Annotated in this window: 16 protein-coding genes; 8 read left to right on the forward strand and 8 right to left on the reverse strand. The window is 61.8% G+C overall.

All coding sequences use genetic code 11. The features are described 5' to 3' along the window. Nucleotides 1-49: 49 nt before the first annotated feature. Together ACW9I6_RS11505 and ACW9I6_RS11510 are read right to left on the reverse strand one after the other, a co-directional pair. The gene (locus ACW9I6_RS11505; RefSeq protein ID WP_457339306.1) at nt 50-679 is read right to left on the reverse strand and encodes a lytic polysaccharide monooxygenase auxiliary activity family 9 protein; all 630 of its coding nucleotides are present in this window, start codon (nt 677-679) and stop codon (nt 50-52) included. A gap of 212 nt (nt 680-891) precedes the next feature. After that, nucleotides 892-1,245 (reverse strand): DUF1428 domain-containing protein, encoded by a 354-nt coding sequence (locus ACW9I6_RS11510; RefSeq protein WP_177019822.1) that lies wholly within the window; start codon nt 1,243-1,245, stop codon nt 892-894. A gap of 174 nt (nt 1,246-1,419) precedes the next feature. Between ACW9I6_RS11510 and ACW9I6_RS11515 the strand changes: the two genes are divergently transcribed. From ACW9I6_RS11515 to ACW9I6_RS11525, 3 genes are all read left to right on the forward strand, one after another. Next, complete coding sequence (locus ACW9I6_RS11515) at nt 1,420-2,220, forward strand: isocitrate lyase/PEP mutase family protein (RefSeq protein ID WP_457339307.1); 801 nt, start codon at nt 1,420-1,422, stop codon at nt 2,218-2,220. Between the two features lie 100 nt (nt 2,221-2,320). Then, a complete protein-coding gene (aroA, locus tag ACW9I6_RS11520) occupies nt 2,321-3,577 on the forward strand; it encodes a 3-phosphoshikimate 1-carboxyvinyltransferase (RefSeq protein WP_457339308.1) in 1,257 nt (418 codons plus the stop codon). Nucleotides 3,578-3,609: 32 nt separating this feature from the next. Further along, nucleotides 3,610-3,999 (forward strand): hypothetical protein, encoded by a 390-nt coding sequence (locus ACW9I6_RS11525; protein ID WP_457339309.1) that lies wholly within the window; start codon nt 3,610-3,612, stop codon nt 3,997-3,999. A 528-nt stretch (nt 4,000-4,527) separates the two neighbouring features. On the opposite strand, the gene ACW9I6_RS11530 is transcribed toward ACW9I6_RS11525, so the two are convergent. The 3 genes from ACW9I6_RS11530 to ACW9I6_RS11540 form a co-directional block, all read right to left on the reverse strand. Further along, nucleotides 4,528-4,746 carry a hypothetical protein gene (locus tag ACW9I6_RS11530; RefSeq protein WP_003215236.1) on the reverse strand — a complete coding sequence of 73 codons (219 nt, stop codon included), beginning with the start codon at nt 4,744-4,746 and terminating at the stop codon, nt 4,528-4,530. 153 nt (nt 4,747-4,899) lie between these two features. After that, a complete protein-coding gene (locus ACW9I6_RS11535; protein ID WP_003215233.1) occupies nt 4,900-5,274 on the reverse strand; it encodes a tautomerase family protein in 375 nt (124 codons plus the stop codon). A gap of 5 nt (nt 5,275-5,279) precedes the next feature. After that, complete coding sequence (locus ACW9I6_RS11540; protein WP_003215231.1) at nt 5,280-5,558, reverse strand: carboxymuconolactone decarboxylase family protein; 279 nt, start codon at nt 5,556-5,558, stop codon at nt 5,280-5,282. Between the two features lie 107 nt (nt 5,559-5,665). Here ACW9I6_RS11540 and ACW9I6_RS11545 point away from each other — a divergent pair, with 107 nt between their 5' ends. Next, nucleotides 5,666-6,523: a LysR substrate-binding domain-containing protein gene (locus ACW9I6_RS11545; RefSeq protein WP_003215229.1), complete on the forward strand. Its 858-nt coding sequence runs from the start codon at nt 5,666-5,668 to the stop codon at nt 6,521-6,523. Here the strand turns inward: ACW9I6_RS11545 and ACW9I6_RS11550 are convergent. Further along, nucleotides 6,520-7,125, reverse strand: a complete 606-nt coding sequence (locus ACW9I6_RS11550) for an NAD(P)H-dependent oxidoreductase (RefSeq protein ID WP_003215227.1) — start codon at nt 7,123-7,125, stop codon at nt 6,520-6,522. The genes ACW9I6_RS11545 and ACW9I6_RS11550 overlap by 4 nt on opposite strands. Nucleotides 7,126-7,217: 92 nt before the next feature. Between ACW9I6_RS11550 and ACW9I6_RS11555 the strand changes: the two genes are divergently transcribed. After that, nucleotides 7,218-7,820, forward strand: coding sequence for a TetR/AcrR family transcriptional regulator (locus tag ACW9I6_RS11555; RefSeq protein WP_087692709.1), 603 nt, complete (start codon nt 7,218-7,220; stop codon nt 7,818-7,820). Here ACW9I6_RS11555 and ACW9I6_RS11560 read toward each other — a convergent pair. Then, complete coding sequence (locus ACW9I6_RS11560; RefSeq protein ID WP_003215223.1) at nt 7,817-8,491, reverse strand: GNAT family N-acetyltransferase; 675 nt, start codon at nt 8,489-8,491, stop codon at nt 7,817-7,819. The genes ACW9I6_RS11555 and ACW9I6_RS11560 overlap by 4 nt on opposite strands. Nucleotides 8,492-8,726: 235 nt before the next feature. Beyond that, nucleotides 8,727-9,617, reverse strand: coding sequence for a LysR family transcriptional regulator (locus ACW9I6_RS11565; protein ID WP_003215222.1), 891 nt, complete (start codon nt 9,615-9,617; stop codon nt 8,727-8,729). Between the two features lie 111 nt (nt 9,618-9,728). Here ACW9I6_RS11565 and ACW9I6_RS11570 point away from each other — a divergent pair, with 111 nt between their 5' ends. The 3 genes from ACW9I6_RS11570 to lhgO all read left to right on the forward strand — a co-directional run bounded on the left by ACW9I6_RS11570 (nt 9,729) and on the right by lhgO (nt 13,012). After that, entirely contained in the window at nt 9,729-10,955 is a 1,227-nt protein-coding gene (locus tag ACW9I6_RS11570) for an MFS transporter (protein ID WP_457339310.1), read from the forward strand. Nucleotides 10,956-11,001: 46 nt separating this feature from the next. Continuing rightward, nucleotides 11,002-11,712, forward strand: a complete 711-nt coding sequence (locus ACW9I6_RS11575; RefSeq protein ID WP_008436372.1) for a FadR/GntR family transcriptional regulator — start codon at nt 11,002-11,004, stop codon at nt 11,710-11,712. A 106-nt stretch (nt 11,713-11,818) separates the two neighbouring features. Then, a complete protein-coding gene (gene lhgO / locus ACW9I6_RS11580; RefSeq protein WP_003215216.1) occupies nt 11,819-13,012 on the forward strand; it encodes an L-2-hydroxyglutarate oxidase in 1,194 nt (397 codons plus the stop codon). Nucleotides 13,013-13,021 lie beyond the last annotated feature (9 nt).

Genomic DNA, 13,021 nt, shown 5'->3' on the forward strand with positions numbered 1-13,021 from the left:
AGCAAGCTCCCTCGCCACATTTATGTTGTTCCTCCAGGTTCAGTTGCCGCTAGTTGAAATCGACGTCAAACGCCTGATAGAACGCATTGCCGGTGTTGGCCACGATCCACATCAACACCAGCACATGCCGGCCCTTCTTGCCCTTGGGCAATGTCACCTGATGTTCAACCTTGGCCTTCAGTTCAGCCGAGTGCTGGTAATACGGCACCTGGGTATAGAAGTCCTCGAAGAACGGTTTGGGCTCCAGTTGAGCGCGGCTGATGCGCTGCTTGGGGTCCCAACCGTTCTCGGTGATCAACCAGCGATAGCCACGGGTCACGTGCGCGGCGGTGTAAGCCCACTGCACCTTGAATACCTGGCCGGCTTCAACATTCAACAACGGCCAGTTAAACGGGGTGTTGAGCTTCTTACCCATTTCTTCGTCGGTGAAGTTCACGCAGTCGCGGGCATCGGTCTTGCCGCCGCTGAGGATGTGCCCGTCGGCGGGGGGCGTGACGCTCTGATCGTCAGTTTCGTAAGGTGCCGGAAACGGGCCGGCGTTGAGGGCCGGGAAGTTCTTGCCGCCTTCCATTTCGTTGACTTGCCAGTTTTCCAGCAGGCCACGCTCTACCGCCACCGAGCCACGACTGGCGGGTGTCACGACGCGACCATGCCTGAGTTGAGTCTGGGGTTTGTTCATTTCAGTCACTCCTTGATTGAAGACTTCCCCTCATGGGAAGCGCCTTGAACTTAGCCCACCTCGCCGGGTTGTCTACCCGACGTTTCTGTCAGACAAATCGCGTCAAGTCCTTGTTTTGCAGAGTTTTCGCACTGGTCTTGCACCAGAGTTATCGTCGGTCCTACCCTGCGACAGGCGATCGGACTACAGCCGCCGTCCATGAACGCCTGGCCTCAGGTGTTGAGGATCATCTCAAATCCGCCATAGATCATCCGTTGCCCATCAAACGGCATCGGATTGACGTCTGCCTTCAGGCGCGGGTCTTCCATCACCTTGCTCATCCCGGCGTCACGCACCTGCCGCGACGGCCAGACGATCCAGGAAAACACCACGGTTTCATCCTCCTTGAGCTTGACCGCCATGGGAAACGAGGTCACCTGCCCCTGAGGTACATCATCGCCCCAGCACTCGATGATATTCAGCGCACCATGTTCCTTGAACACCACGGCGGCGGCCTTGGCGTGCTGGATGAATTGTTCGCGGTTTGCGGTGGGCACTGCGATCACACAGCCATCTACGTAAGACATGATCACTCTCCTGATTCGACGGGTTGTTCTGCCTGTAGTCGATCAATCAGGCGCTCAATCGACATCAACGTGGGAAATGTCGACCAGTGGTGTGTTATCGATTGCGATGCCGGGCCGATTCTTGATATGACAGGCGCCTTCAACAACAAAGCCCACTCAAAGGACTGACCCGCCATGACCGCCCACGCCACCGCCTTCCACGCCCTGCACCATGCTCAACTGTTGATCCTGCCCAACGTCGCCGATGCCGGCGGCGCGCGCCTGGTGGCGCAACTGGGCAGCCAGGCCGTCGCCACCAGCAGCGCGGCCGTTGCCTGGACCCACGGCTACAAGGACGGCAATCAGCTGCCGCTGCCGCTGCTGGTCAGCACCGTGCAATCCATCGCCCGGGTGATTGACGTGCCGCTGAGCGTGGACATCGAGGCCGGTTATTCCGACGACCCGGAGCACGTGGGCCGGGTGATCAAGGCCGTAATCGACGCGGGCGCCATCGGCGTCAATATCGAGGACGGTGCCGGCACCCCTGAACTGCTGGCGCGCAAGATCGAGGTTGCCCGTCGTGTGGCGGACAACTGTGGCGTGAAGCTGTTTATCAATGCCCGCAGCGACGTGTATTTGAAAGGATTGGCCCCGGAGCCACAGCGCCTTGAAGAACTCCTCAAGCGCGCCGCGTTGTACCAGGGCGCAGGCGCCGACGGACTGTTTGCCGCCGGCATCCACCTGGAGCACGAAATCCAGCAGCTCTGCCAGGCGACCAACTTGCCAGTCAACGTGCTGGCCTGGGCCGGCCTGCCCGCGCCCGAGACGCTGCAAGCCTTGGGCGTACGCCGCCTCACGGCCGGCTCGAGCATCGCCGAATTCCTGTATGGCGCCATGCACAGCCTCGCCGAAGGCTTCCTGCGTACCGGGCAACTGGATACGCACGCGCTCAAGGCGTTCACCTATGGCGACATGAATGGCCGCATGGCGCCATAACCCGCGACTCTGAACGATCCCCGCTCGACAACGGTAGCGTGTTTGGCCGATTATTCGTGTCCGCCAAACGCCACCCGCCTTGAAGCAGGAGCCTTGTACCTTGAGTTCGCAGAAAACCGTGACCGTTACACCGCCCAACTTTCCATTGAACGGCAAGGTAGCGCCCCCCGGCTCCAAATCCATTACCAACCGTGCCCTGCTGTTGGCGGCCCTGGCCAAGGGCACCAGCCGCCTGAGCGGCGCGTTGAAAAGCGATGACACCCGCCACATGTCGGTGGCCCTTCGGCAGATGGGCGTGGTGATCGATGAACCGGACGACACCACCTTCGTCGTCACCAGCATTGGCAAGCTGCAATTGCCGGCGCAGCCGTTGTTTCTCGGCAACGCCGGCACCGCGATGCGCTTTCTCACCGCTGCCGTGGCCACTGTACAAGGCACCGTGGTGCTGGACGGCGACGCCTACATGCAAAAACGCCCGATCGGCCCGCTGCTGGCGACCCTCGGCCAGAATGGCATCCAGGTCGACAGCCCTAGCGGTTGCCCACCCGTGACCGTCCATGGCACTGGCCGCGTGCAAGCCAAGCGTTTCGAGATCGACGGTGGCCTGTCGAGCCAGTACGTGTCGGCACTGTTGATGCTGGCGGCGTGCGGCGAAGCCCCGATTGAAGTGGCCCTGACCGGCAAGGACATTGGCGCCCGTGGCTATGTCGACCTGACCCTGGACTGCATGCGCGCCTTCGGTGCCCAGGTGGACATCGTCGATGAAAGCACCTGGCGCGTGGCCCCGACCGGCTACACCGCACACGACTACCTGATCGAGCCTGACGCTTCCGCCGCCACCTATCTGTGGGCTGCCGAAGTGCTGACCGGTGGCCGCATCGACCTCGGTGTCGCCCCACAGGATTTCACCCAGCCCGACGCCAAGGCCCAGGCAGTGATCGCGCAATTTCCGCAGATGCAGCCGGTGGTCATTGGCTCGCAGATGCAGGATGCCATTCCAACCCTCGCCGTACTGGCCGCGTTCAACAACACGCCGGTACGCTTCACCGAACTGGCCAACCTGCGGGTCAAGGAATGTGACCGGGTGCAGGCCCTGCATGACGGTCTGAATGAAATCCGCCCAGGCCTGGCGACCATTGAAGGTGATGATTTGCTGGTGGCCAGCGATCCGGCCCTGGCGGGCACCACGTGCAACGCGCTGATCGACACCCACGCCGACCACCGCATCGCGATGTGCTTTGCCTTGGCGGGCTTGAAGGTCTCGGGGATCAGGATTCAGGACCCGGACTGCGTCGGTAAGACCTATCCTGAGTACTGGAAAGAGCTGGAAAGCCTTGGGGTCCATCTGACCTGGTAAGCCGCCGGCGCCGGTAACGGGAGGGAGACTGCATGACGATTCGCCAACCCTGCCCACCCGGCGTCTGCGACTGCAATCGCGAGCAACTGCTCGACCTTCCCGGCGCCGATGCACGCATCCTGCACCTGACGCGCCAGGAAGAAAAACGCCTGCTCGAACGCCTCGAAAACCTGCAAAGCCTGCCCGATCTTGAGCGCATGCAACAGCTGATGTATCAGCAACTGGGCATTCGCATGCATATCGCGCCGGGCCATACGGAAGTGAAGACGATGCGCGGGATTCAGATCGTTATCGATGAATTGCCGGGGTTGTGTCGCAAGACCCGGCAGTCGATTCCAGCGGCGATTCGCAAGGGCATGGAGAAGCGCCCGGAGATTGCGTATCGGTTGCTGGATGCTCATGACTTGTTTCGCGAGGGTTGAGGGCCGCGTTCCATTTGCGGCGATTTTCACGCTTGAGTCTGCGGGCCGTTTTGTATTCGAGGCGAGCCTGGGCCATCTCCTGAGTACGCGGGGGCCGAAAGCCGGCTTTGTAGCGCTCGCGTTCATGACGAAGCAGGACGAGTTCTGCGCGCATTTGGCGGTGGCGGTGGGTATTGAGCAGGTAGAGGCTTAGCAGCGGGAACAACAGCCCCGTTGTGTAGATAAAAGGATGGGGCTGATAGCTGTAGGTGAACAGCACAATGAAAAAGCTCATCACACAACTGCCTGCCAGTATCCAGACGCCCCAGGCGCGACCTCGGAGGATAAGAAAGTTGCCCGCTGACAAGATAATGGAAGCGATGCCCACATCCAGTCCCGTGTAACTACGATAAGCAGGCACGCCTCGCATGTAGGTACTACCCATCGACGACCCCGCTACCGCAAGAGCAAAAAGCGCAAACATAAAAGCACTGATGAAAACAGGGAAATAGTGAGCCATAAAAGCTCTAGGGGAATTTCTCAGTTCCATTATTCAAACTCTTCATATAGGCCGATGGCCAGTGTCCGGATATTCCCGGAGACGCCGCTGCCTATGACACTCATGGTTGCACCCACTCCTGCCCCCGCAATCGCCGGGTCAGCATCGATCGCGGCAAACAACCGGCCGAGGTCGATACTGCCTTCGATCCGTTCGCGGGTGGTGCGATAGGCAGCTGGAAAACCGTCCTTCAAGACGCTGGAAGTCATTCCTTTACTCCTGGATTCCACGAGAGCGCAAAGAGTAAGACTGAGCCGCCTGAAAGGTTGTCAGAAAGGTCCTCCTTTCCAGACTGACATTTCCCGATCACCTCTCCATACCTTGTGGGCAATCATTCCAATTGGAAAAGTACGCCCGTGCTACTAATTCCCTCTTCCCCCCGCAAACGACCACTCATCCGCCGCCGTCGTCGTAATCACTACCATCACATCCTCAGGGCTCAGCCCAATCGCAGCCTCCAGCCGATCCACCAACACCTGGTAAAACCGCCGTTTGGTCTCGGTATCACGAGGTTTACCGCCCGTGATCGCGATAAGTACATAGTCGTGGCTGCGCGGGCCGCCCAAATAGTTGGGGTCGATGATCATCTCGCCAATTTCGTGCTGGTGGATCACGTGGAAGCGATCCGCGTCAGGAATCTTGAAGCTCTCAACCAGGGCGTCATGCAATCCCTGTGAAAGCGCTTGCAGATATTCAGGGGATTTCCCGCGATGCAGGGAGATTCGGGCGTAAGGCATGGTGGTTACTCCGCAGGATGGATGTCTGCCAACAGGTTCAGCGCCGACGCCGCTGTCGGCCAGCCGGAGTAAAACGCCAGGTGAGTGATGACTTCACCCAGTTCCTCGACGCTCAAGCCATTGCCAACCGCCCGCTGCAAGTGAAACGGTAGTTGCTCCAGACGGTACATCGCCACCAGTGCCGCCACGGTGATCAGGCTGCGCTCCCTGGGCGACAGGCCCTCGCGCTCCCAGATATCGGCGAACAGCACGTCGCGGGTCAGCTCGGTAAATTTGTTGCTCATGGACGCTCGCTCCGACAATTCAGTTGACGGGCAAAAACTAGCAAGCCAGGATCATTCCGAATATCAGATTTAATAGAATCCACCATCCCGTTTTAATGGACCATTCAATGCGCCGCCCCACCTTCGACCTTGATGTACTGCGCACCTTCGTCACCGGCGTCGAGCTGAACAGTTTTGCCAAGGCGGCGGATCGCCTGGGCCGTTCGACCTCAGCCGTCAGCGCGCAATTAAAGAAACTCGAAGAACAGGTCGGCACGCCGGTGCTGAGCAAATCCGGGCGCGGGCTGGTGCTGACGCCGGTGGGTGAAGCGCTGCTCGGCCACGCCAGGCGGTTGCTGGACCTCAATGACACTGTCTTCAGCAGCCTTAACGAAACCCAAACCGCAGGCACTTTGCGCCTCGGTTTGCAGGAGGATTTCGGCGAGCATGTGCTCAGTGACATCCTGCGGCGCTTCGCCAGGCTTTATCCGATGATCAGCCTTGAAGTGCGGATAGGCCGCAATGCCGAGCTGTTGACCCTGATCGACAGCGCGAGCCTGGACCTGGCGCTGACCTGGGAAACCGGTCAGACATCGTCCTGCCGCACCCGCCTGGGGCAAACACCCATGCACTGGATCGGGCCCCGGGACAAACCCCAACTACCGCGCGCCGAGGACGCGCCGCTGCCGCTGGTGATGTTCGAGGCACCCTGCGTATTGCGCAGCGCCGCCACCGAAGCCCTGGACCGCGCCGGCATTGCCTGGCGCATTGCCTTGACCAGCCCCAGCGTGGGTGGGATCTGGGCGGCGGTCGATGCCGGGTTGGGTGTGACCTTGCGCACCCGTATCGGTTTGCCTGCGCACCTGCGTGTACTCGACGGTCTGCCGCCGGTGCCGTCCCTTGGCTATGAATTGCATTGCAGCCATCCAGCGCCAGGCGCTGCGGTCGAACAGCTGGCAGCGCTCATACAGAGCAGCCTGGTTTAGGCGGTTTCGCAGGGTTGCAGGGTGACGAACAGTTGTCGCCCCAACTTCGCCGCCGTCTCCAGATGCTGTTCGGCAGCGCCGCTTTCCGAGTCCAGCAGCAGCTCGGATGTCAGCACTTTCGCACCGCAGTAATCAAAGATCCCATGGTCGATTTGCGTGCGCATGGCGTCGGCATAGCCGTGGCGTTCAAACACCCCTTCGTCCGCCCCGCCAACGCCCAGTAAGTGCACCTGCAAGTGGCCGAGTTTTTTCACCACCTTCGTCTCAAGGCTGTAGTCGATCGCCCAACCGTTGACGAATACCCGGTCGATCCAGCCCTTGAGCAAGGCCGGCATCGACCACCAGAAGATCGGGTACACCAGCACCAAGGCGTCGGCGCGGTCGAGTCGGGCCTGTTCGGCCAGTACGTCGGCCGGCGGCGTGGCGCGGGTGCGATGCACTTTATGGTCGGCGGCGTTGTAGCGTGGGTCGAAACCTTCGGCGGCGAGGTCGGCGATCTCGAAGGTGTGCCCTGCGTCTGTGATGCCGGCAGCGGCCTGTTTGGCGAGGCTGTGGGTGAGGGATTGTGGGTCGTGATGGGCAACGACGATCAGCGCGTGCATGGCAATGACTCCTTCGGGGGGTGGCGATGAGCAGGCAAATTGAGTAGGCTTGAGCTAAGTTACCGTTGGTAAGTTACTTTTGGTATATAAGCATGTCAAGCGATCAATCCCCTGCCCCTCGCCGTCGCCTGTCCCGGGATGACCGGTTGCGCCAGCTGCTCGACGTGGCCTGGCAACTGGTGCGAGAAGAAGGCACCGATGCCCTGACCCTCGGGCATCTGGCCGAGTTGGCCGGCGTTACAAAGCCGGTGGTGTATGACCATTTCGGCGATCGCGCGGGGCTGCTGGCCGCGCTGTATGAAGATTTCGACGCCCGTCAGAACCAGGTATTTGCCGCCGCAATCGAGGCCAGCGAACCCACCCTGGACGACCGTGCCTGGGTGATCGCCTCGTGCTACGTCGATTGTGTGTTGCTACAAGGGCGGGAAATTCCGGGAGTGATTGCGGCCCTGGCCGGCAGCCCGGAACTGGAGACCATCAAGCGTGAGTACGACGCAATTTTCCTTGGCAAGTGTCGCGATGCCCTCGCCCCCTTTGCCGTGGACGGTGTGATTGGCCAGCCCGGTTTACGCGCAATGCTGGGCGCGGCGGACGCCTTGTCCCATGCTGCGGCCAGCGGGGAGATCAGCCCGCTGGAGGCGCAAGAGGAGCTGTTTGCGAGCATCAAGTCGATGGTGAGTCGAGGAGCGCGTTAGCCCAGCCTTGCGTGCACGAACATCCGAGCCTTGTGGGTCATCTGGTCGAAGTGACGATCACGCTGTTTTTCGGCATCGACCATCGCCCGCTTGCCGTGCTTTTGCAGGAGGTAGGTGTGGATCTGCCGCACCTCCAGCGAGCTGTAGATCGACGCCACATCCAGCAACCCCATCAAGCCGTCAGTGCTGTAGTCGCGGGTGTTCATCAACACCTGGGTACCGCGCACACCGCGCAGTTGAAAGCCCATGGACTCGAACGCCGGGACCTTCTCCACTGCGCAGGTCAGTTCGGCATGGGGGTAGCGGGCCAGCATGTCCTGCATCATCGCCCGCGCCACGCCTTTGCGCCGATGGCTGGCGTGCACCGCCATGTAAGCCACGCCGCACGCCTCGGGATCGTCCTTCACCGGCAGGTACAGCAGGAAGCCGATCACCTGCTCCTGCGCGTCCAGCGCGACGATCAATTCCACCGCAATGCCCTTGGACCCGCCCAGCGCTTCCAGGTACAGGTGCACCTCGTAGCCGATGGCGTACTGATAGACGTTGTACAGCAGGTTGCTTGGCGGGATGGCGACCATGCTGATGTCGGTCAGGTAGTCGACCACCATCTGCAGGATCTGCGCGTTGATCGGCTCGGGGCATGGGGTTTCGTAATGGGTAAGGCTGAACATTTGAATTCCTGGTGTTTCATTTTAAGGCCCGGCGGATTGTACCTGCTGAAGGGCCGCCGTGGACCCGCAAGCACCCATTGTGGCGAGGGAGCTTGCTCCCGCTGGGCTGCGTAGCAGCCCCATTAAGCGCACCGCGTTCTTTTCGCGGGAAACAGGATGCAGGTTTTGGGGCTGCTTCGCAGCCCAGCGGGAGCAAGCTCCCTCGCCACAGGGGGGCTGGATGTCCGGGCTCGGCTCATTGCGCACATACCTCCCGCAGGCAACCGCGCAGCCAGCGATGGGCCAGGTCGGCGTCCAGGCGCGGGTGCCAGAGCATCGATACGGTGAAGTCCGGGAACACGAACGGCAGCGCAAAGCGGTAGAGGTCGCTGTGCAGGTTGGCGGTATGCCGCTCCGGCACGCTGGCGATCAGGTCGGTGCTGCGGGCCAGGGCCAGGGCGGTCGAGAAGCCGGCGACGATGGTCACCACGTCCCGGGTCAGCCCGAGCGCTTCAAGGGCTTGATGGATCTGGCCTTGATCACGGCCACGCCGGGACACGTAGATGTGCTGGCCTTCGGCGAAGCGCTGCGGCGTGACTTCGCCCTGGCTGAGCGGATGGCCCTTGCGCACCACGCCGATAAACCGGTCGCGGAACAGCGCCTGGGTCAGCACCTCGGGGCTGGCGCTGCTGTCGACCACGCCGGTTTCCAGGTCGACACTGCCATCGCGCAGCGGCGTACTGCCTTTGTCCGGCTTGTGCACGAAGCGCAACCGCACGCCAGGCGCTTCCCGGGCGATCCGCGTCAACAGCGCCGGGCCGAAGTTTTCAACAAATCCGTCGCTGGTGCGCAAGGTGAAGGTGCGTACCAGTTGGCTCACATCCAGCGTCGCAGCGGGTCGCAACACCGCTTCGGCGTCCTGCACCAACTGGCTGACCTGTTCGCGCAACGCCAAAGCGCGCGGCGTGGGTACCAGGCCGCGGCCGGCACGGACCAATAACGGATCGCCGGTGGTTTCCCGCAGTCGCGCCAGCGCCCGGCTCATCGCCGACGGGCTCAGGCGCAAGCGTTGAGCGGCACGGGCGACGCTGCCTTCGGCGAGCAACACATCCAGGGTGACCAGCAGATTGAAATCAGGTGTCGACACGGCAAACCTCATAGGGCGTTTGGCGCACGTATAAAGTGCAAATGCTGCGCCTTCCGCCATGTTAGGTGACGGCGTAGATTTCTGACAGCGGTCAAACCCTGGAGCCTCTTGATGAAATCACCTGCACCCCGTGGCGCTCTCGTCGCCCTGTCACTGTCCATGTTGCTGGCGTCCTTGGGCACCAGCATCGCCAACGTCGGCCTGCCGAGCCTGGTGCAGGCGTTTGATGCATCGTTCCAGGCGGCGCAGTGGGTGGTGCTCGCCTACTTGCTGGCGATTACTGCGGTGATCGTCAGCGTCGGGCGACTGGGTGACCTGATGGGCCGCAGCCGCCTGCTCTTGGCCGGGTTGTTGCTTTTCACCGTTGCCTCGGCCCTGTGCGGCATGGCTCCGTCCCTCGGGCTGTTGATTGCGGCCCGCGCCCTGCAAGGCCTGGGCGCGGCGGTCATGATGGCGATGACCATGGCGCTGGTGGGCGGCACCGTGACCAAGGAACGCACCGGCCGCGCCATGGGGTTGCTGGGCACGATGTCGGCCATGGGTACCGCGCTGGGGCCAAGCCTTGGCGGGGTGTTGATCGCGGGGTTTGGCTGGCGCGCGCTGTTTTTCATCACCGTGCCGCTGGGTTTGCTGACATTTGCCCTCGCCCGGCGCTATCTGCGCGTCGACCGCCATGGGCTACAGCCCGCGCAATCCGGGTTCAGTTTCTTGTCGACTTTACGGGATTCAACGCTAAGCGCTGGCCTGGCCATGAGCGCGCTGGTATCGGCGGTGATGATGGCGACCTTGGTGGTCGGGCCCTTCTACCTGACCCACGGTGCAGGCCTCGACCCTGCCTGGATGGGCCTGACAATGGCAGTCGGGCCCTGCGTTTCGGCATTGACGGGCATCCCTGCGGGACGTTTGACCGACCGTTTCGGCTGCGGCCCGATGACCATCGCCGGGCTGCTGGCGATGCTGGCGGGCTGCCTGCTGCTCTCCCTGGCGCCGCTGAACCTTGGGGTTGCCGGGTATATCGCCCCGCTGATCATCCTCACCCTCGGCTACGCCCAGTTTCAAGCCGCCAACAACACCGCCGTGATGAGCGACGTACTGGCAGACCGCCGTGGCGTAGTCGCCGGCTTGCTCAACCTGTCGCGCAATGTGGGGCTGATCGCGGGCGCCTTGGCATTGGGTGCTGTCTTTGCGCACGTTTCAGGTGACCTCTCCACGGCCACTCCCGGCGACGTGGGAAGTGGGATGCAAGCCACGTTCGGCGTGGCATTGGCACTGATTGGTGCAGGTCTTTTCCTGGCCCTACGCGTCCGGTTCCGCGTAACACCTGTCTTGACAAGGTAAAATCGTAACGACTATTGTCTGACAACCTGATTACCAAGGTTTTCCCATGCTTGAGCTCCAGCGCCCTGATTCGCTCGTTATGCGCGTTGTCAGCGCCATTCGTGCAGAAATCGATTCCGGCCAACTGGCGCCCGAAGCGCGCCTGCCCACCGAACAGCAACTGGCTGAACAACTCAATGTCAGCCGTTCGGTGGTGCGCGAAGCGATTGCCCAGCTCAAGGCCGACGGCGTACTGACCGCACGGCGTGGCCTGGGCTCATTTATCTCGCAAACCCCGGCCGGCACCGTGTTCCGCTTCCCGGAAAAAAACGGTCGCCGCCCGGACCTGGCGCAAATGTTCGAAGTGCGCCTGTGGATCGAAACCCAGGCCGCCTCGATTGCCGCCCAACGCCGCGACGCCGCCGACCTGCAGCGCATGAAGACCGCCCTGCAGGAAATGCACGACAAGCGCGCCGACTTCGACGCCGCCGCCCTGGCCGATGTGGAATTCCATCGCGCCATCGCCGAGGCCAGCAAGAACGACTATTTCGTGGCCTTCCATGACTTCCTCAGAAGCCAACTGGCCAGCGCCCGCAAGACCGCCTGGGAAAACTCCGCCACCCGCTTTGTCAGCGGCTCGGCCGATGCCACCCAGGAACACACTGCGCTCTACCAGGCCATCGTCGACGGTGATGCCCAAGGCGCCGCCGCCTGTGCCGAGGCTCACTTGCGCGCCGCAGCAAGGCGCCTGCATCTGGAACTGCCCGCTATCAATTGACCGATCCGAACCCTTTTAAAGCGTGCCGATGGCGCGCTGTTTTTTTAACAAAACCATTAGTCTGACAACCTGATAAGCAGACTGAAATGCGTAGGTACTCAAAATAATGATTTATGACTTTTGCATCATCGGCGGCGGCATCGTCGGTTTGGCCACCGCGATGGAGTTGCTCAAGCGCCAGCCCAACGCCTCGCTGGTGATCCTGGAGAAGGAAAGCCTGTTGGCCAAACACCAGACCGGCCATAACAGCGGCGTGATCCATGCCGGCATCTACTACGCGCCGGGCAGCCTCAAGGCCGACTTGTGCAAACGCGGCGCCGAAGCGACCAAGCAGTTCTGCACCGAGCACGGGATCAAGTTCGAGGTGTGCGGCAAGTTGCTGGTGGCTTCGACTGATCTGGAAGTACAACGGATGGAAGCGCTGTATGCCCGCTCGCAGCTCAACGGCATGAAAGTCGAACGCCTGGACGCCGACCAGTTGCGCCAGCGCGAACCGAACATCGTCGGGCTGGGCGGGTTGTTTCTCGACGCCACCGGCATTGTCGATTACCGCGAAGTCTGCGAAACCATGGCCCGGGTGATTCGTCGCGCCGGCGGGGAAATCTGCCTGGAACGCACCGTCACTGCGATCGTCGAGGACACCGACAAAGTCACCGTCAGCACCCGGGGCGAAAGCTGGCAGGCCAGGCATCTGGTGGTGTGTGCAGGTTTGCAATCGGACCGCCTGGCCGTGATGGCCGGCGTCAAGATCGACCACCAGATCATCCCGTTCCGTGGCGAATACTTCCGCTTGCCGGAATCGAAGAACACCATCGTCAACCACCTGATCTACCCGATTCCCGACCCGGAGCTGCCCTTCCTCGGCGTGCACCTGACCCGCATGATCGACGGCAGCGTCACCGTTGGCCCGAATGCCGTACTCGGCCTGGGTCGCGAGAACTACCGCAAATTCTCGGTGAACTGGCGCGACGTGGCGCAGTACGCGAGCTTCCCGGGCTTCTGGAAAACCATCTGGCAGAACCTCGGTTCGGGCAGCGTCGAGATGAAGAACTCGCTGTTCAAGTCCGGCTACCTGGAGCAGTGCCGCAAGTACTGCCCATCGCTCAACATCGAAGACCTGCTGCCTTATGAAGCCGGCATCCGCGCCCAGGCCGTGATGCGCGACGGCACCCTGGTGCACGACTTCCTGTTCGCCCAGACCCCGCGAATGCTCCACGTGTGCAATGCGCCCTCACCCGCTGCCACCTCCGCGATTCCCATCGGCTCGATGATCGCCGACCGCATGTTCAAGCCCCACTGACGCACCGCA

Source organism: Pseudomonas sp. SDO5522_S412, from assembly GCF_054071215.1.